General features: G+C 62.8%; 13 protein-coding genes. 8 read left to right on the top strand and 5 right to left on the bottom strand.

The genetic code is table 11. The features are described from left to right. The first annotated feature begins 274 nt into the window (after nt 1-274). The 6 genes from EN845_RS23740 (at nt 275) to EN845_RS23715 (ending at nt 16,077) form a co-directional block, all read left to right on the top strand. Nucleotides 275-12,508 carry a hypothetical protein gene (locus EN845_RS23740; RefSeq protein WP_189522897.1) on the top strand — a complete coding sequence of 4,078 codons (12,234 nt, stop codon included), beginning with the start codon at nt 275-277 and terminating at the stop codon, nt 12,506-12,508. A 200-nt stretch (nt 12,509-12,708) separates the two neighbouring features. After that, entirely contained in the window at nt 12,709-13,206 is a 498-nt protein-coding gene (locus tag EN845_RS23735; RefSeq protein WP_127872743.1) for a tail fiber protein, read from the top strand. A 12-nt stretch (nt 13,207-13,218) separates the two neighbouring features. Then, a complete protein-coding gene (locus EN845_RS23730) occupies nt 13,219-13,728 on the top strand; it encodes a tail fiber protein (protein WP_127872744.1) in 510 nt (169 codons plus the stop codon). Nucleotides 13,729-13,738: 10 nt separating this feature from the next. Next, entirely contained in the window at nt 13,739-14,272 is a 534-nt protein-coding gene (locus EN845_RS23725) for a tail fiber protein (RefSeq protein WP_127872745.1), read from the top strand. Nucleotides 14,273-14,302: 30 nt separating this feature from the next. After that, entirely contained in the window at nt 14,303-15,541 is a 1,239-nt protein-coding gene (locus EN845_RS23720) for a hypothetical protein (RefSeq protein ID WP_167531443.1), read from the top strand. A gap of 17 nt (nt 15,542-15,558) precedes the next feature. Further along, a complete protein-coding gene (locus EN845_RS23715; protein ID WP_245511789.1) occupies nt 15,559-16,077 on the top strand; it encodes a GNAT family N-acetyltransferase in 519 nt (172 codons plus the stop codon). Between the two features lie 225 nt (nt 16,078-16,302). Here the strand turns inward: EN845_RS23715 and EN845_RS23705 are convergent, their stop codons facing one another. Then, nucleotides 16,303-16,578 (bottom strand): hypothetical protein, encoded by a 276-nt coding sequence (locus tag EN845_RS23705; protein ID WP_127872748.1) that lies wholly within the window; start codon nt 16,576-16,578, stop codon nt 16,303-16,305. Nucleotides 16,579-16,898: 320 nt separating this feature from the next. Here EN845_RS23705 and EN845_RS23700 point away from each other — a divergent pair, with 320 nt between their 5' ends. Next, nucleotides 16,899-17,705, top strand: coding sequence for a SapC family protein (locus EN845_RS23700; protein ID WP_127872749.1), 807 nt, complete (start codon nt 16,899-16,901; stop codon nt 17,703-17,705). A 261-nt stretch (nt 17,706-17,966) separates the two neighbouring features. On the opposite strand, the gene EN845_RS23695 is transcribed toward EN845_RS23700, so the two are convergent. From EN845_RS23695 to EN845_RS23680, 4 genes are all read right to left on the bottom strand, one after another. Further along, entirely contained in the window at nt 17,967-18,302 is a 336-nt protein-coding gene (locus tag EN845_RS23695; RefSeq protein ID WP_127872750.1) for a hypothetical protein, read from the bottom strand. A gap of 42 nt (nt 18,303-18,344) precedes the next feature. Then, entirely contained in the window at nt 18,345-18,941 is a 597-nt protein-coding gene (locus EN845_RS23690; protein ID WP_127872751.1) for a hypothetical protein, read from the bottom strand. A gap of 26 nt (nt 18,942-18,967) precedes the next feature. Next, nucleotides 18,968-20,299, bottom strand: a complete 1,332-nt coding sequence (locus tag EN845_RS23685; protein ID WP_127872903.1) for a hypothetical protein — start codon at nt 20,297-20,299, stop codon at nt 18,968-18,970. A 138-nt stretch (nt 20,300-20,437) separates the two neighbouring features. After that, nucleotides 20,438-22,315, bottom strand: coding sequence for an adenylate/guanylate cyclase domain-containing protein (locus EN845_RS23680; RefSeq protein WP_127872904.1), 1,878 nt, complete (start codon nt 22,313-22,315; stop codon nt 20,438-20,440). Between the two features lie 1,018 nt (nt 22,316-23,333). On the opposite strand from EN845_RS23680, the gene EN845_RS23670 reads away from it, so the two are divergent. After that, a complete protein-coding gene (locus EN845_RS23670) occupies nt 23,334-24,746 on the top strand; it encodes a lytic transglycosylase F (protein ID WP_245511788.1) in 1,413 nt (470 codons plus the stop codon). Nucleotides 24,747-25,075 lie beyond the last annotated feature (329 nt).

Raw genomic sequence — 25,075 nt, 5'->3', positions numbered from 1 at the left:
CCCGCAGTACGGCTTGATACAACACTCCAACCCGGCCTGGAAGCCGCGAGTCCAGCCAAGCAAGCCGGCAAATTTACTGTGTCCATATTGCCACAGGGAAGAACTTTGGCGGACGACCACAGCAGCCGGATCTTTAGGGACTCGCTATACAATAGAATTCCAGTAAATATCGGCACGCGGGACGTGTAGTCCCAGAAGGGCTCGCCAGGGGATGGGAACTACCGAGAAGTCTCGGCAAGTTGGTGGGATGGCGGCGCGTGGGGAGGGTTTCCACGTGCGCGCCGGCTATCGCCGTTCGAGCATTGCCAGGCATCTCTGGAAGACGACGGCGCTTACGTCGCTGGCACTGGCGCTCTCGGGCGCGGCTGCCTATGGCGACGATGCCGGTCTCTGGCAGCCGCAGATCCGGGCCATTATCGGCGCCGACAACAATGGCGGCAACGCTGCGCTCGAAGGCTTCATCCCGATCAAGCAGACCGCCGAATCGGTGCTGTTCCTGGATGTCCGGGCCAAGCACGATTTCAAGGACGCCTTCGGCCAGGATATCGGCCTCGGCATCCGCCGCATCGTCAACCCCGACCTTATGCTCGGCGGCTACGCCTATTTCAATGCCGAGAGCTACGGCGGCACCCAGTTCACCGGCGGCACGCTGGGCGTCGAGGCGATCACGCCGAATTTCGACGCGCATGTGAACGTCTTCGTGCCGATCAAGGGCGACTCGACCGACCACTCGACCAGCTCAACCCTGTCGATGGTCTCCAACCAGCTGATCGAGCAGGTCTCGGTGCTCGACCATCGCGATTACGCGGCCTGGGGCATCGAAGGCGAGATCGGCGCCCAGGTTCCGGTCAACCTGCCCGACAAGCATTCGCTGCGGCTGGATATTGGCGGTTATCATTTCGAGGATCCGCACGGCGATGACGGCAGCGTCACCGGCGCCAAGGCCGGCATCGAATATGAGATCGGTGATGTCTTCGGCACCGGAACGTCGCTGACCTTCACCGGTGAGGTGCGCAACGACAATCGTGACGACACCCAGTTCGCCGGCAGCGTGCGGCTGAACATCCCGTTCAACCCCGGCCATGGCTCGGACACTACCGGGGCCATCGGCACGGACCCGGTCTATCCGGTCAGCGAAGGCCTGCGCAAGCGCGTCAACGAGCGGGTGCGCGGCGATATCGGCGTCAGGGTCCAGTCGCAGGACAAGATCGGCGGCTCGACGACGCGCGTCGCCATCAACGCCGCCACCAATGCCGCGTTCGGCAAGTTCTATTTCGCCGATGGCGGTTTGGCCGGCGCCGGCACGCAGGCCGACCCGACGACACTGAACGACGCGGTCACCAAGGCCGGCAATGGCGGTTTTGTCGTTGCCCTGGGTGGCAGTGGCAATCTGACGACTGCCGGCGTGACACTTGCCACTGGCCAGACCGTGATCGGCGGTGGCCAAAGCGTCACCGCGAAACTGTCCGGCGGCGGCACCGCCACCTTCAATCTGGGCGGCAGCGACGGCACGATCCAGGGCACCAACGTCGCCAACAACGTCATCACGCTCGGCACCGGCAACACGCTGAACGGCATCACCATCACCGGCGGCGCCGACGGCATCTTCGGCAACAACGTCACCGGCACGACGCTGACCAAGGTCACGGTGACGGGCGCCGGCGGCAACGGCGCCGAGTTCACCGGCAATTCGACCAACGTCAAGGCGTCCGATTTCACGTCCACGAATAACGGTCTCGACGGCCTGCACATCGAGGACAACGGCACCTACAATTTTACCGGCACGACGCTGCTGTCGGGCAATCTCGACGACGGCCTCGATATCACCGGCCAGGGCACCTACACCTTCGCGACGGTCAATGCGCTTGATAATACCGACCGCGGCATCACCGTGCAGGGCACGTCGAGCGGCGGCAGCTTCACCACCACCGGCGGCACTATCTCCGGCAATGGCGGCGTCGGCGTCTACATCGACCCGATCACCGCGCATGTGGTGCTGGATTCGATCAGCCAGACCGGCGGCACGTCGGGCGTGGTGCTCGACCACGTCTCGGGCAGCTTCACTGTCAACGGTTCGACGACGATTTCCAACACGACCGGAGCGGCGATCCAGATCACGGATTCGCCGGCGACAATCCGCTTCGGCGACATCAAAATCACCAATCCCGGCGCCGGCGGCATGTCGTTCAGCGGCGTCAACGCCGCCGTAGTGGCCGGCAACATCGTCATTTCCGGGCTGGGCGTCGGCTCTGGTCTCGACTTCTCCGGCAGCCAGACCAATTTCACCGCGCAGTCGCTCAACATCACCGGCCCGGGCGCCGCCGGCACCATCGGCATCGACCTCGCCGACACCACCGGCGGCGCCTCGATCATCATCACCAATGGCGGTTCCATTTCGGGTGTCGACACCGGTGTGCGCTTCGGCATAGCGGGCTCGCTGGCCCATTCGGCCAATGCCGAATTCAGCTTCGGCGGCGGTTCGATTGCCGGCAGCACCGCTTCGCTCGACGCGCGCGGCCTCAACCAGACGCTCGGCCACTACGCGTTCGGCTCGACCACCTTCAGCGGCCCGCAGCTGTTCGACCAGCAGAATGTGATCTTCGTCGGCGGCGTCGGCTCGTCGGGTGACGGTTCTTCGACATCGAGCCTGCTCGCGATCAACCTGGCCGACGCCAACACCCAGAACAATGCGATCTTCGTGCTGGTCAACGAAGGATTTCCCATCGATGCGGCCGGAGGTTTCTCGCTCAGCGACGGCCAGACGCTGGCCTCGTTCGGCAATGGCCGCTCCTTCTCGCTCGGCGGCATTCCGGTCAACATCACCGGCAACAATGTCCAGCACGACCAGGTCGTTTCGGATCCGGGCGGCGGCGCGGCGACGCTGACCAATTCCGGCTCCGGCGGTGTCGTGACAGTGGCCAACGGCAATTCGCTGCTCGACTTCAACATTTCGGGCGGCAGCGACGCGGGCATCAACGCAACCTTGATCAACGGCCTGACGATCCAGGGCGTGACCCTCAGCAATGTCGACACAGGTCTTTTCCTCGGCAGCGTGACCGGCACGGTTTCGGTCAACGATCTCAATGTCCAGAATGCGAGCCAAACCGGCATCGAGCTTGTCGCCTCGAGCGCGACCGTCAATTTCACCGGCAACACGACGATCGGCAATGCCACCAATGTCGGGCTGTCCGCCAAGAATTTCGATGGCACGGCCACTTTCGACGACCTCGATATTACCGGCGGCGGCATAGGCGTCTCTATCGTCAACGACTCGAGTGGAACCCTGACTTTCGGGGCCGGCAGTTCCATCACCGGCACGAGCAGCAACGCCTTCTCGATCAGCAGCGCCACGCCCAACGTCACCTTCAACGGCACCATCAATCAGACCGCTGCCGCAAGCGCGGTGACAATCTCCAACATGACCGGCGGCAGCGCCACTTTCGCCGGCACGATCACCGCCAGCACCGGCGCGGCCAATGCGATCGACCTGACCGGCAACACCGGCGGCACGATCAACTTCACCGGCGGGCTCGACCTGACCGCGGATGGCGGCTTCGCCTTCAGCGCCGTCAATGGCGGTACGCTGACGGTAACTGGCTCCGGCAACACGGTAGCGACCGGTCTCGGACCGGACGAGAAGGGCATCCAGATCGCCGGCATGACGATCGGGACTGCCGGGGTGAACTTCTCCAGCGTCACCGTGGATGGTTCCGGCGGCGGCGTTTCGACCGGTATCGCCATCAGCAACACCAGCGGCGGCAACGTCACCTTCGGTGGCGTCGACCTGTACCGTATCAGCGGCGTCGCCATCAGCCTCAACAATGTCGCCAGCGGCGTCTACAGCTTCAACGGCACGACGAAGATCGACACCGTGGTCGGCGGAGGCCCCGGCTTGCTGGTTCAAAACAGCGCCGCGACCGTCAGCGTCAGCAATCTCGTCACCACGAATATCGCCGGCGCCGATGTCAGCCTGACCAACAACACCGGCACGATCGGCATCGGCGGCACCATCACCAACAGCGGCACGGGCGATGGCGTCGTCGTCTCCGGCGGCACCGCCGCGATCACCATCGGCGCGACCATCAACAGCTCGGCTGGCACGCCCGGCACGGCAGTCAAGATCGACGGCATCACCGGTGGTTCGGTTGCCTTCACCGGCGCGGTCACCTCGACCTCTACCGGCAACCTTTTCGCAATCGGCTCGACCACGGCTCCGACGGTGGGCGCGATCAGCTTCACCGGCTCGGCGTTGACGGCCAGCGGTGGCGGCGGCGCGGTGATCGCCGGCCTTGGCATCGATTCGTCCTTCAACGCGACGGCGCCATTGACGGTCACCAACGCGACCGGCAATGGCGTCTCCGTCTCGAACGTAAACGCTGAAGCCCACTTCGGCGCGGTGACGGTATCGGGTGCTGGAGGCAATGGCATCGACATCGGCGGCAATCCCGGCCTAGTGACTTTCGGCACAACGAATGTGACGCTCGGTTCTGGCGCCAACACCGCTGGCGTCAATTTCAGCGGCACCAATGGCGGTGTGACCTTTGGCACCACGACCATCGGCAATGTCGGCGCCAACCAGACCGGTATCGACTTCAGTGGCTCATCCACATCGACCGATTTCGGCGTGACCACCATCACCGGCACCGGCGACCTGACCTCGCGTGGCATCGATCTGTCGTCGACCACGGGCGACCTGACTATCGTCTTCCAGCGCGGCTCCAGCATCAGCAATGTCGGCGTCGGCGTCGAACTGTCGTCGGGCGGCACCACCGCGACATCGGCCAACGCCAACTTCACCTTCGGCGACGGCACTTCCGCCGACGGGCGGCAATCCTCGATCAGCGCGGCGGCTGGCGGCTACACCGTCAACACGATCGGGCTCGATCCGACGCTCGGCAATTATGATTTCGACGACGTCGCCTTCACCGGCAGCGCGCATCTGGCCAGCGCGGTTGGTGGGACCATCATGGTCTCGCAGAACGGCGGCGTCATCGCCGCCGGCACGGATGGGCTGAGCGCGGATGTGAGCACCATTTCGGTGACCGCCGCCGACGCCATGAGCGGCAGCGGTGTGGTCTTCGCCTTTGTCGGCACGGTCGATCTCAGCGGCACGCCGTTCACGCTCGATTCGGGCCAGTCGATCACCGGCTTCGGCAACGGCAACTCGATCCTCACCTCCGGCACGGTCCAGCCGATCAACGTCCAGGGCAATCTCGGGGCAACCGGCGGCAACGTCACCGGCGACGAGGGCGTGGTCAAGAGCACGGGCAGCGATACCCTGCACCTGCTCGGCAGCAATCAGGTGAAGAACACCGCTTTCGACTTCAGCGGCGGCAGCGGCTCGGTCTTCCTCATCGACGAGAGCGCGGTCGGCTTCGGCAATGCCGGCGGCATCGTCGTTGACGGCGTCACGGTCAGCAATGTCGCCGTTGGCCAGACCGCCTTCAAGGTCGACGGCCTCACCACCAACGTGTCGATCACCAACAACAACATCAACGTCGCCGGCACGCTGCTCGCCGCCGATAGCGGCAATGGCAACATCACGCTCACGCGCGGCAATTTGCCCAACAGCGGCCCGGCCGGCACGCTGACCGGCGGCGGTGTCACGATCTCCAACCGCACCGGCGGCCTGGTCAATTTTACCGACAAGGCGACCATCGGCGGCAACGGCGTTTCGCTGACCAGCAACACCGGCTCCACCATTACCTTCGCGGATGTGGACATCACCACCAATGGCGCGACGGCTTTCACCGCCACTGGCGGCGGCACGGTCAATGTCACGACGGGCACGATCAGTGCCACGGGCGCCCAAGCGGCGGCGCTCGACGGCATCACCGCTGGTATCAACTTCGCCTCGACCAACGCCACGTTCGGCTCGGGCAACGGCATCGACCTGCAGGCTCTCAGCGGCACAGCCGCTTTCGGCACCGGCACGCTGACCAACACCGGCGCGGGCACGTCCTTCAATATCGGCTCGGCGACCGATCAGAGCGGCGGCAACGCCGTTATCTCCTATGGCGGCACCATCGCCAGCAACGGCACGGGCGCGGCGGTTTCGATCCAGGAACTGACCGGCGGCTCGGTGACGCTGTCGGGCAACCTCACCGACAACAACGCGACAGCCGGCGGCAACATCATCGTTGCCGCTATCGACAACGGCACGGCGGCGACCGTTGCCTTCTCCGGCGCCACCAAGCAGATCAGCTCGGGCGCGACCGACGGCGTCAGCCTGACTGGCAATCCGAACGGCACGATTGACTTCAGCAATGGTGGCCTTGCCATTACGACAACGACCGCAACGGGCTTCCATGTAGCCTCCGCCGACACGGTCAGCGTCAGCGGCAGCGGCAACACCATCACCACGACGACCGGCACCGCGCTCGACCTCGGCAACGCGACAGTCGGCGCCGGCGGCGTCACCTTCGATTCCATCACGGTCGCCGGGGCGGCGACCGGCATTGCGCTGAACAATGTCAGCGGCGGCGCCGTGAGCCTCGGCGTGGTCGACCTGCAAGGCATCACGTCGCGCGGCGTCGACATTTCCGGCACGCTCGCCTCAACGCTTGATTTCACCAGCCTCAACATCGGGCTCGGCGCCACCAACGCGATCGGCCTCGACCTCAGCGGCGCCGCGCTCGGCGCCAGCAACATCACGGCTGGCGATCTCGACGTCGATGGCGGCAGCTTCGCCGGCACGATCGGCATCGACATGGCCGGCACGACCGGCACCGGCACGATCCAGCTCGGCGACCTCGTCAACAACAACCCCGGTCCGAGTGGCCAGACCTCGACCATCGCCAATGTCGGCTATGGCGTGCAGTTCTCCAGCACCACCAACGCCAAGCTGGTCTTCGGCGATGGCCAGGGTCCGGCCGAATCGTCGATCGCCACCACCGGCGGCCAGGTCATCCACGCCACCGACACGCTGCCGACCAATGGCAACTACAATTTCAACGACGTCAATTTCACCGGCGACATTTCGAACCTGTCGACGATCAGCGTCTACTACGTCGTTGAAGGCGGCACCGGCGACGGCAGCCTTGCCAATCCGGGTAGCTATATCAGCGCCCAGGCGTCCACTGCCAACGTCGTGGTGCTGATCGACAAGAACGTCAACGGCAGCCAGGAAACCATCGATCTCAGCGGGACGTCGTTCCAGCTCGACGACGGACAGGTGCTGCTCGCCTTCAAGAGCGGCGACGCTGCCGTCGATGTCTCGCAGCTCGGCGTCGACGCCAGCGGCGGCGCCGGGGCGTCGTTCCATTTCACCACCGTGCAGAACTCGACGGTCGTCTCGGCCCCCGCCGGCATCGATACGCTGCGGCCTGTCCTGCAGAGCAACAACGCCGGATCGGTCGTCAGCCTGGCGACATCAGGCTCGGGCCTGATCACCGGTGGCGTCCAGAACCTCATAATCAGCAACACCGGCACCGGCGCCGGTATTTCCGGCAGCGCGTCGGCCGCCTCCAGTTTCTTCCTGAGGAACAACGACATCGCCGCCGGCGGCAGGGCGCTCGATTTCATCACCAGCGGCGGCGCAACGGCCGACAAGCTGCTGCTGTCGATCGACGGCAACACGCTGAAATCGACGGGATCGGCGCTGGCAGCGTCGTTCGTCGGCCAGAACATCAACGCGACGCAGAATTCGATCGCTGTCAGATCTTTTGCCGGCAACACGGTCACCGGCGGTACCGGCGGCGGCCTCGCCTTCAGCAATGTCACCTTCGATTCGACCGGCGCCGGCGGCACCGTCTCGGTGGGTACGCTCGACATCGGCACGACAGCCGCGAGGGTGCAGGGCAACGGCCTCAGCCTGACCGGCACCAGCGGCACGCTTGATCTCGGCACGTTCACCGTCTTCAACAACAACGGCACCGGCCTGCTGGTCGATGCCAAGGGTCCGCCAGCCACCACTTTCACGCTCAACAGCAGCGGCGGCTCGGTCGACACCACGGCCGGCACGGCCATCGATCTCGACCCCTTGACGGTTGGCATGACGATCGGCAGCGTCACCGCGACCGGCGGCGCGAGCGGCATCATCTTCGACGGCGTCGCCGGGACCTTCACCGTCACCGGCGCCACCAACATCTCCGGCATGGCGGACGCCGGCATCAGCGCGATAAACACCAATGCCGGCACCTTCAACTTCAACACGGTGACGGTGAACAACGTACTGTCGACCGGCGGCGGCATCGGTTGGGCCAGTGGTACGCTCAACGTCACCGGCCTCGCCGACATCGACACGACGAGCGGCGCGGGCCTTACGCAGACCGGCGGCACGACCAGCTTCACCGGCGGCGTAACGATCGATACCACGACCGGCGTCGGCATTTCCGGAGGGGGTGGCGCCACGATGGGCATCACCGCCACTGGCGGCACCGAAAGCGTGAATTCAACCAGCGGCACGGCGATCGCCTTGTCCAACGTCTCTGCAACCATCGCCCTGGATTCGACCTCGTCCGCCGGCGGCAGCACCAATGTGAACCTTGTCAACACCAGCGGCACGGTTAACCTTGGTTCGGGCGCGCTGACCGGCGCCGCGGCTGTCTCGTTCATCGTGAGCGGCGGCACGGCGGCAGTCAGCTATTCGGGCAGCGCCACCATGTCGGCCGCCGCCGGCACAGCCCTTGAAGTCCAGAACCGATTGGCCGGGGCCGGGCTCGTCTCGCTGAGCGGCAACCTGACGTCCAATGGCAACGGTATCTACCTGAACAACAATACCGGGGGTACAGTGACCGCCTCGGGGGCATCCAACAATTTCACCGGTGCGGGTTCCGGCGTTACGATAGTCAACAACACCGGCGGCACCTTCAACATCAACGGCGCAAGCTATACCATCGCTATGAGCTCGACCGGCGCGGGCGTCGCGATCAGCGGCAACAGCGCCCCTGTGGCGATCAATTTCGGCGGCGGTGGGCTGGCGATCACCACGGCGGCGGGCACGGGGTTCAGCGCCACGGGCGCCGGCACTGTTACCGCCGGCGGAAGCGGCAACACGATCGCCACCACCAGCGGCGGCACCGCACTGAACCTCAGCGGCATCACGATCGGCGCGGCGGGGCTCAACTTCTCCTCGGTATCCACCACCAGCGCCACGACCGGCATTTCGCTGGCCAATGTCGCCTCCTCGGGCGGCGGCGCCATAGCGCTCGGCACGGTCAGTCTGCAGGGCATCACCTCTCGCGGCGTCGACGTCACCGGCACGCAGGGTGCGGCGCTTTCCTTCAACGGTCTCGACATCGGCCTGAACGATAACGCGGCCGTGGCTTTCGACCTCAACGGTTCGACGATCAACGCGGCGATCACGGCCAACGATTTCGACGTCACCAATGCCGCCGCCGCCGGCACCTCGATCGGCGTCGACCTGCGAGGCGCCACCGGCGGCCAGACGGTGCGGCTCGGCGATGCGAACCTCGCCGGCAACAGTTCGAGCATCGCGGGCGTCAACACCGGCGTGTTCCTGAACGGCACGACGAACGTCGCCTTCACCTTTGGCGACGGCGATACCGCCGACCAGTTGTCGACCATCAGTGCCAGTGTCGGCATCGACGCTTCCGTCGCGCCGGCCGCGGGCACCTACAATTTCAAGGATGTGAACTTCCAGGCCACGCCTGGCCTCGGCTTCGGTGTCGGCAAGGTTTATTTCGTCGGCGCGGCGTCGACCGGCGACGGCAGCGGCCGCGACCAGAATAATCTGGCGACGCTGGCCGACGCCGAATTCAACGCGGCCGCAACGGACATCATCGTCCTCGTCAACGATGGCGGCACCATCACCGCACAGGGCACCAATGGCAACGACACGCTGAACCTGCTGACCGGCCAGCAGGTGCGCGGCTTCGACAATGGCAACATCAACCTGGCGCTGACGGTGCCGTCGACGATCCAGCTGGCCAGCAACACCATCTCCATCGCCGATCAGACGCCGGGCGGCACCACCACGCTGACAAGCGCCGATGGCAGCAGCGTCATCACGCTTTCGGCCAGCGGCAACATCATCGACGGCTTTACCATCAACGGCGACGACGGCGCGGGCGTGAATGCCGCGATCGGCATCAGCGGCGCGACGGCGAATGCCACGATCAGCAACATGACGATCAGGAACGTCACGGCCGCCGACATCGACTTCGGCGCCGGCGCAACCGGCACGACGACGCTGACCAATGTCTCCCTCATCGCGGCCTCGGCCGCGACCGGCATCAAATTCGGCGCGGCCTCCGGAACGGTCACCGCCACCAATGTCGATACCACGGGCGGCAGCGGCCTGTCCGTGATCGGCGGCAATGCGGCGTTCGGCTTCGACAGCACGAGCTCGGTCACCAGCGTTATCGGCACCGCGGTCAGCATCACCAACCGCACCGGCGGCAGCTTCGGCTTTGCCGGCGCGGTGACGTCGAACATCGGCGCCAGCGGCGTCGTCATCTCCGGCGCGACGGCAGCCAACACAGTCAGCTTCACCGGCGCCGTCACCCACAATAATGCCACCGGCGCCGCCGTCTCGATCAACAATGGCGGCCAGGCCTCGACCGTCAGCTTCGCCAACCTCGTGGTCACAACGGGCGGCTCCAACACGGCCTTCACCGCGACCAATGGCGGGACGGTCAATGTCACCACCGGCTCGATCAGCGCGAGTGCCGCCCAAGCGATCAACCTCAACGGCATCGCGGCCGGCATCAATTTCACCTCGACCACTTCGGGCGGCGGCGTCAACAATGTCGCCCTGACCAACGTCACGGGCACGGTGAACCTGGGCACCGGTGCGCTGAGCGGCGCCTCGGGCACCGCGTTCGACGTCAGCGGCGGCACCGCGGCCATCACCTATGGCGGGTCGATCGCCAAGACGAGCGCCGTCGGCAACGTCATCAGCATCGCAGGCCGCACCGGCGGCACGGCCACCTTCAGCGGCACGGTGTCGGCAACCGGCTCCAGCGCCGGTATAGCGCTTTCCAGCAACGGCGGATCGACGATCAATTTCACCAACACGCTGACGCTGACCGGCTCGAACGTCGCCGGCTTCAGCGCGACGGGCGGCGGCACCGTGAGTGCGACCGGCACTGGCAGCGTGATCAGCTCGGGCACGGCCACAGCACTCAACGTCGCCAACACGACGATCGGTGCGAGCGATCTGACGTTCCAGCGCATCAGTTCCAGCGGCGGCAGTGCCACCGGCATTATCCTCGACACCACGGGTGCCCTGGGTGGCCTGCATGTGACCGGCAATGGTGCAACGGTCGGCGCCTCGGGCGGCGGCGTCATCTCCAGCAAGACAGGCGCGGATGGCAGCACCGCGCAAGGCGTCGGCATCTACCTGAACGGCACGACGGATGTGCAGCTCAACGGCCTGCAGATGAACGACTTCCAGAATTACGGCATTCTGGGCAACAACGTCACCGGCTTCACGCTGGACCATACGATCATCAACGGCAGCAATGGCACCAGCGTTGCCGGCGTCGGCGAAGGCAATGCCTATTTCACCGGCCTCAAGGGCACCGCTACGGTTTCGAATTCCACCTTCACCGGCGCGGCGCTGGACGCATTCCACGTCTTTAACAACAATGGCGAGACTCTCAACCGGATCACCATCACCGGTTCGACCTTCGCGACCAACGCCGCCGCAGGAAACTCGTCAGGCGACGCGCTGGTGTTCCAGGCGACGAACGGCGTCTTCAACGCGACCGTCCAGAGCTCGACATTCACCTCCGCGCGCGGCGACCTGTTCCAGCTTGATCTGCACGGCAACGTCCAGTCGGATCTGGTGTTCGGCGGCGCCACTGGAGCGCTCGGCAACACGCTGTCGAACAACAACCAGAACATCGTCTCGGGCGGCGGCGGCATCACGATCAGTTCGGGCGGCGCCGGCGACGTGGCGAACCTGACCTTCAACATCGCCCACAATACGATGCGCGATGCGCTGGGCACGGCTCTGGGCATCAGCACCGGCTCCGGCGCCAGCTCGTTCAACGGCACGATCGATTCGAACACGATCGGCGTCGCCGGCGTGGCGAACAGCGGATCGGCCCAGGGCAGCGATATCGGCTTCGTCACGTTGGGCGGCGCCGATTCCAGCGTGACGATCACCAACAACCTGCTCTATCAGTACAACAATGATGGCATTCTGCTGCAGACGGGTGATGCGGTCGACGGCGGCAACCACAAGCTGACGGCCGTGGTACAAGGCAACACCGCCAGCAATCCAGGCACATTCGGCAACCACGGTTTCGAACTGAACGCCGGCACGGTTGCTGGAGACGCCCAGACGGTCTCGCTGACCCTCGGCGGTGCTGGCGGCCTGGCCAACAATTTCACAGGTTCGGGTGCCAATGGTGGCACAGACATCCGTCTCCGCACGCGGTTCGATGTCCATGTTGGCTTGCATGGCGGCGCCGCGGCTTACGCGGGCGCGGCAACCGATGCCGCGGCTGTCATGAGCTATGTGCAAGCCATCAACAGCGGCACTGTCAGTGTCACGATCGGCACCGGTGGTACGGCGGGCTTCTATTCGACGCCATAGTCTGAACGGGCGACGAACTCGCCAGGCGATTCTTACATACGCCTCAATCGAGGCTTGTAAAGTATATAGTTAACAATATACTTGAAGTTGCCAGTAAGCGATCCGGTGGATATTTATGAAAATTTATCCGGAATAAGTATTACCAGTAGACTTATAATTCGTGACGTGTATAGTCCGAAGCGGCAGTGGGAGGGTATCGCATGTCAGAGCCGTTTCTGTCCGAAATCCGCATCATGTCCTTCGGTTTCCCGCCCAAGGGGTGGGCGTTCTGCGACGGCCAACTGCTTCCCATAAATCAGAACCAGGCTCTGTTTTCACTGCTCGGCACGACCTTTGGCGGCGACGGCCGGGTAAATTTCGGCTTGCCGGATTTCCGGGGCAGGGTCCCGATCCATGTCGGCAACGGGCATGACCTCGGCGGGCGGGGCGGCGAGCAATCCCACACGCTGTCGATTGCGGAATTGCCGACCCATGTTCACCAGGCGAGAGCGACGAACGCCAACGGCACGGTGCCCCTGAACTCCGGGAATTTCCTGGGGGCTTTCAACAATGGCTATGCGCAGGCTACGAACCTGACCTCGTTGCACCCCGCCAGCATCGCCAATGTTGGCGGTTCGCAGGCGCACCTCAATATGCAGCCTTTCCTGACATTGAACTTCTGCATCGCCCTGCAGGGCATTTTCCCGTCGCAGACCTGAGGAAACGCGATCATGGCACAACCCTATGTTGGCGAAGTTCGCATGTTTGCCGGCAATTTCGCGCCGGCCGGGTGGATGTTCTGCGAAGGACAACTGCTGCCTATCTCGGAAAACGAGACGCTGTTCCAACTGATCGGCACCACCTATGGCGGCGACGGCGAAAGCACTTTCGCGCTGCCCGACCTGCGTGGCCGGCTACCGCTCCACCAGGGCAACGGCTTCACCCTGGCCGAGACCGGCGGCGCGGAGGAAATCACGCTGTCGATCCAGCAGATCCCGGCTCACTCGCATCCCATGCTGGCATCGGGCCAAACCGGCACCGGGGCCAATCCGGGCGGGAATGTCCTCGACCAGACGACGGGGACGATCTTCATGTACATCGATGGCCAGGCGCCCGATGGCCCGATGGCCGCGACCATGGTGTCACCCGTCGGCGGCAGCCAGCCGCATAGCAATTTCCAGCCGTATCTATGCATCAACTTCATCATCTCGCTGTTCGGCATTTTCCCGTCGCAGACCTGAGAGGACCGTCATGGCCGATCCGTTCGTTGCGGAAATCCGCATTTTCCCGTTCAATTTCGCGCCCAAGGGCTGGGCGCTGTGCGACGGGCAGATTTTGCCGCTGTCGCAGAACACGGCGTTGTTCTCGTTGCTCGGCACGACTTATGGCGGCGACGGCAAGTCGAACTTCGCGCTGCCCAATCTCCAGGGCAGCGCGCCAATGCACCCCGGTCAGGGACCTGGCCTGTCACTGCACGATCTCGGAGAGAGTAGCGGCTCGGAGACGGTGACGCTGCTCCAAACCGAAATACCGATCCATGCGCACAGCGTTATGGTCGGAACCCAGGACGTCGCCGACGTCCAGGTACCCAGCCCGTCGAGAATTCTCGGCAAGTCCGGTGGCGCTTTCGCCTATGTTCCAGGGACGCCGATACCCGCGCTGACGCCAATGAACGACAACATGCTCGCGCCTGCCGGCGGTGACCAGCCGCACAACAATCTGCAGCCTTATCTCACCTGCAATTTCTGCATCGCCCTGCAGGGCGTGTTCCCACCGAGAACCTGATTTTCGAGCCAACAAGGCGGGGCCGTTACCATGGCTAACGAAGACGCTCACTTACCCTCCCATGCGGCGCCAACCGGGCACGTGCCAGGCGTGTCGTTCTTCGAACTGTCGCGGCTGATGGTCGTCGGCATCGATTCCGCGGCGGGACGGCTGATCCAGAAGGCTCAAGTCGCGCCCAACGGGGCGTGGCCTGCCGCATGGTCTCCCATCGCCGCCGGCGCCTGGGTGATCATGACCGCGGGTCTCACCAAGGACGGGCGCGTCGCCGTGGTGGCCCAACCGACCGGCACCACCAACCTGTCTTTCATCACGGAGGACGCCAACCAGGTCGGCCCGGTCGAAAAATGGAATCCGCCGGTTGGCATTGGCGCCCCGCCCGGCGCAACAAGCTACCAGAAACTCTCGATGGCGCGCGACGCTGACGGCCGCGTCGAAATCTTCCTCACCGACAATCAGGGCCGCATCTGGTGGATCTACCAGAACCCGGACGTGATCGTTCAGGTGCAGAAAACCATCACGCCGCCCGGCACATCCACCCCGATCGTCGTCACCGTCGACGAGCTCAGGCCGCCCGCACAGCCCTGGAGCGCCTGGATACAACTGACCGGCCAGCTCGTGGCGGTCACGGCGCTGCGCCAGGCGGACGGCCGCATTGCGCTCTTCGGCATCAACTCAGCCCTTCATCTCTATCGCTGCCAGCAGGCCAAGGCCCAAGCGCTGACGGTGGCCGACTGGACGCCATGGGTGCAGATCGACGCCGGCTATCCTTTCACGGAAATGGCGCCGATCGTCGGCCCGCTGGGCGCCACCAATCTTTTTGCCATGACGCAGCCGGGCCAGGTCCTGCACACCAAGCAACTGCCTGCCGGCTCCGACACGTGGACGAACTGGGCGACGCCCGGTTACAGCAGGGTTCCCAGATACACGCTCTGCGCCGGCATCCAGGGGGACGGTGACATCATGCTGGTCGCCTCCGACCAGCAGCATGTCCACTCGTTCAACGCCCAATACGACGCGGCCACCCAAAACTGGTCTGGATGGCGTGATTTCAGCGCCTCCGGCGCCAACACACGGCTGTCGCTCGACTACAATGCCGATGGTCGGCTTGCCTTGTTCAGCATGATGATCACGAACGATGGGACCAATGGTCTGTGGACGATCAACCAGATGGCCATGGACAGTTCCGAATGGGAGTGGAGCTGGACGGCGCTGGCCACCGGCAACCTCAAGCAGATCGCGGTGGTGCGCGACCTGACGCCGCCGGTCTGACGTTGACCCCAAGCGGCGTGGCTTTGGTCTATCCCGCTCCGGCGTGGTCCCGGTCACGGCAGGCCGGACTCGCTTTCCGTGCCGCCGCGGAGGCGGACATTGCCTTCCTGTCGCGGCTCTATGCCTCGACCCGCATGGAAGAGCTCGCCGTGACGGACTGGAGCGAGGCGCAGAAGGCCGCCTTTCTCGACATGCAGTTCCAGGCGCAGCACGCGCACTACCACAAGCACTATCCGCAGGCCGACTGGCTCGTGGTGAGCCATGCCGGGCAAGACATCGGCCGGCTCTATGTCGAGCGCTGGCCAAGCCAACACCGCATCATCGACATCGCTTTTTTGCCTGTGCATCGCCGCAAGGGCTATGGTGGCGCCTTGTTGCGCGACCTGATAGACGAGGCATGCTTAGCCGGCAAACTAATATCGATCCATGTCGAGAAGAACAACCCAGCAAGGCGGCTCTATGTCGATCTCGGCTTTGTCGTCGTCGAGGATAAGGGCGTCTATGATCTAATGGCGTGTTCGCCGGCGGATCCATGATCGTGGTTGGCGCTGCCCCTCACCTGCCTGCCGGCATCCTCTCCCCGTATAGGGACGGGGAGAGGGACGCCTCGTTGATGATTTCGCCAGTCGCCCGCCGCAAGAAGGGCGAGGGCATTGCCGCCAGCTACTCTCGCCCCGTTTACGGGGAGAGATGTGCGACAGTGAGCGGCGGCGGCGACGGCTAAGATTGTCGCTTTTCGGCCCTGCAGCTCAAAACCGGCGTTAATTGAACACCGCTTCGTAGAGCCGCCCCGTCGCGTCGGCTGCAACCGGCACGATGAAGATGTCGTGGACCCCGCTGGTGCCGGCAAGGCTGTAGGTCGCCTGCGGCAGCGAGATCCCGCGCGGTCCCCGGAACAGCAGGGAAAAACCGCCGCCCGGGCGCGGGCTGGCCGCGATACGGTTGACGGCGCTCAGTTCGAGCGAGATACGCCCGCCTGTGGTCTCGATGATGAACGCCTGCCCAATCGCCTGTTCGAAATCCGCCGCCGCCGCCATTGCGCTCGCCTCAAAGCCGTTTGCGCGGCACTGTCGCCGCTTCGCCTCGAGCTGTCCAGAACTCATTATTTCCGGAGTCCAGGACGGAAGACCGTCGAACACTTTCCTGGGATTGTGCGCCATCGCGCGGAGCGCTCGGCACCCAAGACAATTCATCGCCGCAAACCGCAAATTACGGCAGCCCATGTCCTTTTACGCGTGCCGGCGACACTGTAGTACTTTGTTTCGATACGCGCCTGGCGCGACAAGACAGGGCTTCGGCAGCAACGCCGGACGCTGATTGGCCGGCTTGACCGGCTTGCGGGAGAAAAGGACGGACGATGGCTGAGAGTGGTGCGAAAACAGGGACGGCGCCGGCAAAGGGGGGCGACGCCATGCCGTTGTTCTATACGAGGCCAGAGGCGCTCAACCCGATCCGGCACGGCTCGCTGGGGCTGACCGCGCGCAGCGATTTTTCCTTCGCGCGCTCGGCGCACGCCATTCCGGTGGTGGCGTCGGAGATGCCGGCGGCGATGCGCTCCTATCCGATCGTGTTCATCGGCGCCGGCAAGGCGCCTGTTATCATCACCGGCGTGCGCCAGGACGAAAACCTGTTCGTCGATGCCGACGGCATGTGGAACGCGCCGCATTACATCCCGGCCTATGTCCGCCGCTATCCCTTCATCCTGGCCGAGGACCCGACGTCGGCCGGCCGGCTGACGCTGTGCGTCGACTGCGCGAGCGAGCGCGTCGTCGACCAGCTCGTGGCACCGTTCCGTGACGACAAGGTGCTGCCGTTCTTCAGCGGCAACGAACCGACCGAGGCGACCAAGCAGGCGCTCGCCTTCTGCAACCAGTTCCAGATCGACTTCAGGGCCACCCGCGAGATGGTCGACAAGATCGACGCGCATGGCCTGTTTTCGCCGCGCCAGAGCAAGGTGACGCTGGAAGGCGGCGAAGTGCTCAACCTCACCGATTTCCAGGTGATCGACGAAGCAGCCTTCAACAAATTGAGCGACGAGGCTTTCCTCGACCTCAGAAAGTCAGGTGCGCTCGGCCTGCTCTATTGCCACCTCGCCTCGACCAACAGCTGGACCTCGCTGGTGCACCAGGCGTCGGTCCGCAAGGCGGAGGGGGCGAAGGGCTGATTTCTGGCGCTCATGGTTGGGGCTCTCAAGAACGCCCAAAGTCGAACGGCCTTCCGAGAGCCGAGGTTCGTTCGTAACAAGGAGCGAGCTGAAAGACTTGGAGGAGGCCGCCGCGGAAGCCGCATGATCAAGCAGATGCTTGGCCCGCAGACATCATGAACCCCGGCAAGATTTTGCCGGCGTGAGGGCAGAGCCGCTGATGCCGATGCGACTTGTGACGTTACGGTTCGTTACAGCATATGTTTTTGGTAGTGATCAACTTTACGATACAGTGATAGTTCCATCCTCAGGGCCACTTGCAATCGTTTCACCTGATTTTTTCTTGATCTGAACATAGTATTCTCCTGGAGAAGCACCATACTCTGCTTTAACCTTGAAATGTATTTCAGTTGGGCTTCCGACAGATATATAGCCATCATCGTATACTGATACGTAATCGCTGCTTTCCAAGGTGTCAGCGTAAATAAATCTAATTTTCAAGTCTTCAGCTTTCTTAAACCACTCTGGAGCTACCGTCACATCGACTGTAACCGGATCTTTGCCTCTTACAGCATTCCCTTCACGTGTCTCGACACATACTATATCTACTCTCGCCATGGCCCATCTCCCTTCGGCCTTCTCAATTAAAGATCGGAAACGCTAGTCCAAATCGCCGCGCCCGCCGCGGTTCATGGCGCCACCGGACCGTCCCATCGCGCCGCCAGACCTGCCCATGGCGCCGCCAGATCGCCCCATCGCGCCGCCGGATCTGCCCATTGCTCCACCCGATCGACCAAACGAACCCGGGTCCAGCTCTGCGCTCAACAGGACATCCTCGAGCGTTCCGGTGTCGAGTTCCAGCCGCATTGTCAGGTCACTCTTGTCGTAGACCCAGACCTGCATTCCGCGCGCAAACGAGCCTATCTGCGATGACAGTCCGGTATAGGCAGGGTCGCTTGGACCGCGGCTCATGACCTTGAGATCGGTGTCCTCTGGGGCCGGATAATCAACGACAGTGCCAGGCCCGTGGACAAGAAGTATGGTCGGTCGGGCCAGCTCGTAGAACTGCGCCTCAAAGGTGAACGCATAGATCCTTGCCAGCAGGCTACCGGAAGCGTCGATCTGGTTCTGCAGGAATCTGTTGTTGCCAAGCCTTGGAGGCCGTCCCCCATCGACCCTCTTCTTGAGCCTCAAATCTTCAAGAACTCTACCGAACAAATGTATGGTTGAGGTACTTAGAATGGTTTCACTCGTCATGGATCACCCCATCATCTGCATGTCGATCAAAGATCGGCGCCACTTCTGGACATCCAATATTTCTCGAAATAGCTCATGTCCGGCAGGCGCGCCTGGTCTAGTGGACGGGCGATTCGGCCCTCATGAACATGGCTTTTTCGGTTTGGCTTCGTCAGGCGAGGCCCGGCACGGCAGCGAAAAATCCCTCTTCGGTCGAAATCCCGGAAGATGATCCTCGATAGCTCTCCTCCGGTCATGCTGTCGTCGACCGCGAGCATCGTTCTCGCCACGTCACCGTAGTCCAGGAAATCCGGGGCGAGAGCCCAAAGCGTCTCGGCGAGATAGGTACCCACGATATCCCGCGCGTCGAGCAGGGCTTCGACGAAACCTTCCGGGTTGCGAGCGAAATCGCGGTCAAAGACTTCCTGCAATGGCAACTCGGCGGCCGGATCGATCTCGGCGAGGTCGGCAAGATTTTCGGCCTCCGGCGAGATCAGTCCTCGAGCCACCAAGCTCTCGTGAAAGACATCGACCAGAATGTCGAAGACGGCGCCCGTGAGAGGTTGTGACAGTGCATGCTCGTCGGTCCAGCCGTTGGCAAAGTCGGCCATCGTCCGCTTGTTGTTGGCCTCGCGTATCTGGCGGTGCGGCGAGAATTCCGAGAATCGAGAGAGTTGGTTGGCGATGTAGAGGTTCCCATGCGTCACCGTCAGGACATTATCGATCACGGAGGGAAAATGCATGGCCGCGATCAACGAAACGCAGTCCGAAAAGGCCTCCTGAAAGCCTAGATATTCGGGGAACTCAGCGCCCGGGTCCGGTATGCCAAGGACGCTGTAGACGAATGCATGGCCAACCTCGTGCGCGATAATATCGAAGTCGAGGCTGAACGGGAGCGTGCGTCCGTCCTTCACGAATTGGCTGCCGAGCTCAAGGAAGCCATAGCCGTATTGGGCGTTGTCCCAACCCGGCAGGATCGAAATTTCCAGACGGTCGTAGTGATCGTGGAAATGCCAGGTGATCGGCTGGCCGATGTAACGCTCCCAAACGTCGAGGGTGAAGCGCGCGCACCCGAACGCGTGGGCTGCTTCGAAGCCGGGCGTCGAGGGCTGATAATGATCGAAATTGCCTTCCTCATCGGGAACGGCCGGATCGAGGATCGCTCGCGTCCAGGGCGGCAGGGAGATAACGGGCGTGCCCAACGGGCCGTGGTTGACGCCATAGGGCCGCGTCTTGCCGACCGGCTCGACGACATACATACGATCGTCGGACGGGCCAGGTCCGACGCTGCCTCGCGGGGAAGAAACCGCAATGATCTCAGGGCTTGACGTAGGGTCTTCGAACGGAGGCTGAACAAACAGCCTGAACCGGGTACCCATTCCCCACCTCTCGGTTATATTAGTAACGTACCATAATAACCGTGAGGTGGCGAGGGCGTTGGTTTGTCGGGTTAATTCTTCGTGAAGGACGGTTCTTGATTGTCGGCAACAAAATTGCCTCAAGAACAATGCGCATCGCTACTGCAGGAGCTCGAGCAACTTCTGGTAGCGGGGATGACTGCGAACAGAGGCGAAATCGGAATCGTTCTTGAACCAGAGTCTCATCTCGGCGCCAGCCTGCGGTAGCCAGACTTCCAAAAGGTCGATCGAGCGTTCGAATTCCCCCAGCAACGCATAGGTACAAGCGGCGTTGTATTGGACGTTGATATCGCTAGGGTCGATTTCCAGAGACCGGCCAAGCCACTTCGCGGCCCTGTCGCGTTCACCGAGGAAGGCCAGCACGATCGCTCCCAGGCAGGCACAATTGGCGTTCTCCGGATGCAGGCGGAGTTCCTCTTCCGCTCTCTCCAATGCGATCCGCGCATAAAGCTCCGCGTCGTTCTGTTGGCCGAGAGTGCGGAAGACGTTCACCAGCATGACCGGTGCGCCGTAGTCGGTCGGTTTAATCTCCATCGCGCGCAGGAAGTACGTCGCGGCGAGCTCGAACTGGCCGCCGGTCACGCAGAACTCGGCATAGTAGCGGTTGGCCTCGTGGCAGTTGGGGTCGAGCGTGAGGGCCTGTTCGAACGCCGCCGCGGCCTCGGAGCGGCGGTCGGCGAGGGACAGGGCAAAGCCCCTGGCTGAATGCGCCTCGGCCAGATTCGGGTCCAGAGCCAGGGTCTTGTCGGCGGTCGCGAGAATGTCGTCCACCTGGATCGAAGAGCCGTAGATCGACTGAAGGCGTACGTCGCAGACCGCCAAGCCTGCATAAGCGCGGGCATATCCCGGATCAAGCTCGATGGCCCTGATGTAGCTTTGTCTGGCCATCAGGTGGTTCGCTCTGGTCGCGATGTGGCTGTAATCGCGGCCTCGAAGATAATGCGTATAGGCTTCGACACTGTCCGTCGGCGCCAGCTCGATAGCCTTCTTCTCCTCGGGCAGGAGCCTGACCCTGAGCTGCGCCACGACCGCCTTGGCGATTTCGTCCTGCACGGCGAAGATGTCGGTGAGGTCGCGGTCGAAGCGGGCAGCCCAGACGTGTCCGTCCGTGGCGCCCTCGATCAGCTCGGCATTGATCCTGACCCGGTTTCCCGCCTTGCGGACGCTGCCCTCGACAATGTAGCCGACGCCAAGTTCCCTGACGATGCGTTCCATCTTGTCGGTCCTGCCCTTGAAGGCGAACACGGTATTGCGGCTGAGCACGAACAGGCCGGAGACGTTCGAGAGGTCGGTTATGATATCTTCAGTGATGCCGTCGCTGAAATACTGCTGGTCGGGATCGTTGCTCAGATTGGCGAAGGGAAGGATCGCCACCGACGGCTTGTCGGACCGCACCAGTGTCTGGACGCTCTCGGCCGCAATATGCGTCTCGACTTGCGAGACGCCCTGGTCCCAGTTGGCGAAATAGACGTGCACCGGCTGAGCAATGTTCTTGACGGTCCTGGCGCCCTGATCGGCGAAGTCGACGCCCAGCTTGTTGCCGACCTCATGGCGCACCACTTCCGAGCAGGCGATGCCGCCGGGTATTGCGAGCCCCTGCAGCCGCACCGCAAGATTGACGCCGTCGCCATGGAAATCATCACCGTCGACGATGATGTCGCCAAGGTTGATGCCAATGCGGAACTTGAAATGCCGGGCCTCGGGGATGCCGGCATTCCGCTCGGACATGCCGCGTTGGATCTCGACCGCGCAGCGCGCCGCATTGATTACGCTGCCGAACTCCACCAGGAAGCCGTCGCCCATCACTTTAAAGATGCGTCCACCGTGCTTGGTGACGGTCGGATCGAAGAACTCCCGTCGATGCTGCCGAAGGAGATTGAGCGTGTGCTCCTCGTCGGCCTCCATAAGACGGCTATAGCCGACCACATCAGCCGCCAGGATCGCCGCCAGCCGACGCTCAACATGCTCCTCGGACATGTCGTCTCCTGAAATCGCAGACAATAGTTCCGTCTGAATTAGTTTTAACTGATTTACCTCCTCGGCGCCAACGTCGCCGAACGGTCGCTCGCGCCGGTCCCAATACGGTTGCCGACCGGGTGGCGCGGCGCCAGTCGCAATCCAAGCGGTCCGGCCGTACGGTCGACGTCGTTCACGGGAATAGCAACGAACGGGGGTGACCCAGAACATCGTTCCTCGACCTGCGCAAAACCGGCGCGCTCGGCCTGCTCCATCGCCATCTTGCCTCAAGGTTCTGATTTGTCCATGTCGTGGTTCCGGAACGAGGACACTTCCGGGCGACATGCATCAACTGGTTGTTCTCGTCGCAATTCCCCCTACATGCGGCGGCTTTCATGCCTTCAGGTCAGTGTGACTGTCGAAACGTCGTCGTGATCCAGTTCTTGCTGCAGCATGATCTTGTCCGAAAGCAGTTCCATCGCCGCGACGGTCTTGCGGGCCGCCCTTGGGCGTGGCGCTGCAACGCCAAAACTGCTATTTAGGGCAGCGAACCGCAAGCTGGCGACCAGGCACCGCCATGCGGATCGCAATGAAGGAGCGGGTGGCATCGGTGGGTACGCCGGTGCAAGGGTCGTGGAGGCTGGGGGCAATGTCAACTTCATTGCGCGTGGATCGCGCCGGTTGGCGCGCTGGCGTTTCTTTGTTCCGTGGCAAATGGCCGATCGCTTCCAATGAGCATGCCTCAATGGAGAACACATGCTCCTGGCCGAGTTTCCGCCACCTGGCTCGACTTGGCCAAGATGCGGGCTTTTGTCGTGCACAAGAAAACTCGAATACCATACTCCAGCAACAGTTGGCTCAGGATGACGTTCGATCCATGATCTGATGGCTCGGCGAAGCAGAGGGGTGAACCGGGATGATAATGGCCGACTTGATACTCGATACTTTTCAGTTCTTCCTTCTGGTGACAAGGCGAAACAGCCGTGGCGCGGCTTTGATCTTCCGGAGGGCCGTAGCGCGCATCGTGCCGGCCCTCATCGTGCTTGCCCTGGCCTCGCTGCTTTTCCCCAATCTCTCACAGTCCAAAGAGGCCGCTTTGCGCCCCGGATTTGACGCCTGGACCGGCGACTACGGCGGAATGGAAAAGAGACGTCTTATCCGAATCCTGGTCCCTTACAGCAAGACGATCTACTTCATCGACCGTGGTGAGCAACTTGGCACGGCGGTCGAGTTTGGCCAGGCGCTTGAGCGGCAGATCAACAAGAACAAGAAAAAGGAAGTCGAAAAAATTCGTGTGGCCTTCGTGCCGGTGGCCCGGGACCGGCTGCTTCCCGCGCTCATCGAAGGGCGCGGAGACATTGTCGCGGCAAATCTGACGATTACCCCATCACGGCAGCAGATCGTCGACTTCACGGATCCCCTGGCGAGCGGCGTGAAAGAAATCCTGGTCACCGGCCCGGCCGCGCCGAAAATCGCCGCCATCGACGATCTCGGCGGCAAGGAAATCCGCGTTCGCGCGAGCAGCAGCTATTTCGAGCATCTGCAAAAGCTCAACAGCGACCGGCGCGCGGCGGGCCAAGCCGAGATCGGCATCGCGCCGATCGACGAAAATCTCGAGGATGAGGATCTTCTGGAGATGGTCAATGCCGGCCTGCTGCCCTGGTGCGTGGTCGACGGCCACAAGGCGCGGATCTGGTCCAGGGTCTTCGATAACATCGAACTGCACGATGACATTGCGATAGCGCAGGACGGGGAAATCGCCTGGGCGGTCCGCAAGAACAGCCCGGAACTGATGAAAAGGCTCAACGCTTTCGTCAAGCAATACAAGGTCGGGACGACCTTCGGCAACATTTTGAAGAAGCGCTACTACCAGGATGACAAGATGGTGCGTTCCGCCTACGAGCAGTCCGAGGTCGATAAATTCCAGGCTCTGCGCGACGCCTTCGAGAAATATAGCGCTGCCTACAAACTCAATGCGTTGCTGCTGGCCGCGCAGGGATACCAGGAATCGCGTCTCGACCAGAGCGAACGCAGCTCTCGGGGCGCCGTCGGCATCATGCAAATGTTGCCGTCGACTGCTGCCGATAAGGCGATAGGCATCAGCGGCATAGCGGAAAGCTCGGATCGCAATATAGAAGCGGGCGCAAAATACATGCGTTATTTGTCGGCAACCTATGTGAACGATGCCGAACTCGACCCAGTCAACAGGGCGCTGTTGACGCTTGCCGCCTACAATGCCGGGCCCGGCAACTTGCGCAAATTTCGCAGTGCCGCGAAGACGATGGGCCTCAACCCCGATCTATGGTTCGGCAATGTGGAGAACGGCGCCGCGAAGGTGGTTGGGCGCGAAACGGTTCAGTATGTCGGAAATATCTACAAATATTTTGTGGCTTATACGCTGCTCGAGGAGCAGAAAGCGCGGCGTGGCGTGAACAAGGCGCAGTCAGAGTAAATCAGCTCGTATTTCGGCATGGCTGGCTCAATGATATGGATATGCAAGAGCTGACCGACCGTTCCTACCGACATCTGCAGGCCATGAACTGACTGGGGCGACGAGGCCGCGACTTGCGCCGCCACCGATGAATAGTTTGACGGCCTGTCACCGGTCGGTCATTTTTGAAGAGAGCGACGCTCACGGCAGCGATAGCCAATACCAACGCGATCCATTGCCGCGTGAGCTCGTCTGGCCGCCACGTTGATCAGCTCGACCATGACCCGGCCTCCCGGGACGGCAGGCTCCTGATGCTGGATGGGCCTCCGTGACATGGACGCGCTGCCGCT

Source organism: Mesorhizobium sp. M8A.F.Ca.ET.202.01.1.1 (assembly GCF_004791595.1).
Classification (GTDB): Bacteria; Pseudomonadota; Alphaproteobacteria; order Rhizobiales; family Rhizobiaceae; genus Mesorhizobium.
Note: the sequence above shows the minus strand (reverse complement) of the source record. Positions and strands in the feature narration are given on the sequence as shown.

Excerpts from the sequence above, each read along its gene's own strand:
- EN845_RS23705 (WP_127872748.1), bottom strand. The coding sequence starts at position 16,578 with ATGGCGGCGGCGGCGGATTTCGAACAGGCGATTGGGCAGGCGTTCATC.
- EN845_RS23695 (WP_127872750.1), bottom strand. The coding sequence starts at position 18,302 with ATGGCGAGAGTAGATATAGTATGTGTCGAGACACGTGAAGGGAATGCT.
- EN845_RS23730 (WP_127872744.1), top strand. The coding sequence starts at position 13,219 with ATGGCACAACCCTATGTTGGCGAAGTTCGCATGTTTGCCGGCAATTTC.
- EN845_RS23700 (WP_127872749.1), top strand. The coding sequence starts at position 16,899 with ATGGCTGAGAGTGGTGCGAAAACAGGGACGGCGCCGGCAAAGGGGGGC.
- EN845_RS23685 (WP_127872903.1), bottom strand. The coding sequence starts at position 20,299 with ATGGGTACCCGGTTCAGGCTGTTTGTTCAGCCTCCGTTCGAAGACCCT.
- EN845_RS23720 (WP_167531443.1), top strand. The coding sequence starts at position 14,303 with ATGGCTAACGAAGACGCTCACTTACCCTCCCATGCGGCGCCAACCGGG.
- EN845_RS23725 (WP_127872745.1), top strand. The coding sequence starts at position 13,739 with ATGGCCGATCCGTTCGTTGCGGAAATCCGCATTTTCCCGTTCAATTTC.
- EN845_RS23690 (WP_127872751.1), bottom strand. The coding sequence starts at position 18,941 with ATGACGAGTGAAACCATTCTAAGTACCTCAACCATACATTTGTTCGGT.
- EN845_RS23735 (WP_127872743.1), top strand. The coding sequence starts at position 12,709 with ATGTCAGAGCCGTTTCTGTCCGAAATCCGCATCATGTCCTTCGGTTTC.
- EN845_RS23680 (WP_127872904.1), bottom strand. The coding sequence starts at position 22,315 with ATGTCCGAGGAGCATGTTGAGCGTCGGCTGGCGGCGATCCTGGCGGCT.